This window comes from Microcystis sp. LE19-41.2A (assembly GCF_027530405.1).
Classification (GTDB): Bacteria; Cyanobacteriota; Cyanobacteriia; order Cyanobacteriales; family Microcystaceae; genus Microcystis; species Microcystis aeruginosa.
This window is the reverse complement of sequence record NZ_JAPZQJ010000362.1, coordinates 1-1286: the sequence shown is the minus strand read 5'-3', so window position 1 is coordinate 1286 and position 1286 is coordinate 1. Positions and strand designations below refer to the sequence as shown.

Annotated in this window: 2 protein-coding genes; one reads left to right on the top strand and one right to left on the bottom strand. The window is 38.8% G+C overall.

The window, feature by feature from the left end:
• Nucleotides 1-462: 462 nt before the first annotated feature.
• Nucleotides 463-927 carry a helix-turn-helix domain-containing protein gene (locus O9290_RS14615; RefSeq protein WP_002760422.1) on the bottom strand — a complete coding sequence of 155 codons (465 nt, stop codon included), beginning with the start codon at nucleotides 925-927 and terminating at the stop codon, nucleotides 463-465.
• A 247-nt stretch (nucleotides 928-1174) separates the two neighbouring features.
• Here O9290_RS14615 and O9290_RS14610 point away from each other — a divergent pair.
• On the top strand, nucleotides 1175-1286 hold a 112-nt coding region (locus O9290_RS14610; protein ID WP_287738602.1), incomplete at its 3' end, for a helix-turn-helix domain-containing protein.

The following is a 1286-nucleotide window of genomic DNA, read 5'->3' as shown; positions in this document are numbered from 1 at the left end:
TGTTGGGTAAGACTTTTAGACTTTTTGTCAATCAAAAAGTACCAGATATGGGAGTGGTCGGGGGGAAAATCCCTGGACTTTTTCCCTGAAAATTAGGTAATTTACCCGATGAAAATGGGTAAAACCCCACACCCCACACCCCACACCCTACACCCTGCCCCTAGGAAAAACTTTTTCAGCAGACCCTAGTTAGTCAAGTTTTTAATTTCATTAGTCATTGTTTCTTCCATTGCTTCAATCGTTTCAAAATGCTCATTAACCAGGGGTTCATCTACTAGAGACCACAATCTCTCGGCTGGCTGTAATTTTGGCGAATAAGCAAAGTAGAAAATCGAGCATGATTCCCTCGGCAACTTAAAGTTTTTGACTTCTATCTGAGAATTGGTAAATTTATCTCTTAATTATTGGACTTTTACTGGTAAATTCTGCTTAAATTTTTCTGGTTTAACTGGGTCTCCCTTTTTATGTTTTGGTCTCGGTTTTTGACAAGAATATCTGCACTTTTTTTAAGTAATCCCATCCCCTTTGATTCCAAACTTTTTCTCGTCCCGTTTCCTTTTCTATCCATCTAGCCACCTTCGGACCTGTCCAGATTCCTCCATCGGCAGGACGTTTTTTCAGTTCTTCTTTTAATTTTTGCAATTGTTCTTCCTTCAATAAAGGTTCTTTTCCTCTCCGATGTTCCACACTTTTTTTCTTGAGATTTTTAACTCCTTCTTCTCCTAATTCATTATATCTTTTGAGAATTCTAAAACTATATTGATAATCTAATCCTACAGCTACTGCAGCATTTTTGATTGTCCATCCTAACGATATTTTCCACAATAAGTGCCATCTTCTTGTTTCTACTGAGTCTTGACTGCTTCTGTATCTATCTTTCAGTTCCTCTGAACTTAGATGTTCGGCTAAGTAAGCTTTCTTGGGCATTTTATCTCATTGTTTTTATTTACCCTATTATAACAGGATTTAGGCTCAAACGGTAAGTCTGCCAAAGGAAGCGTCAAAAGCGCAAAATCTGCGAGATTAGTTTTGGAAACGCTAATCTCAGCGAAGCCGATTAGCTTAGTTCATATCGCTCTCATCGAAAATTTTGGGTCTGAAACCCCGCCGTTTTAGGTTGGCTTTGCTGTTAAATATGAGCATCGTTTACACGATATATGCTAGAATGCGGGATATGGAAAAAGCCTATTCGTTTCGATTTTACCCCACACCAACACAAGAGTCGCTATTGCGGCGCACATTGGGCTGTGTAAGATTAGTTTACAATAAAGCTCTCCACGAACGAA

What these genes read in the sequence shown, in the direction of transcription:
- O9290_RS14615 (WP_002760422.1), bottom strand. Translation starts at nt 927, where the DNA reads ATGCCCAAGAAAGCTTACTTAGCCGAACATCTAAGTTCAGAGGAACTG.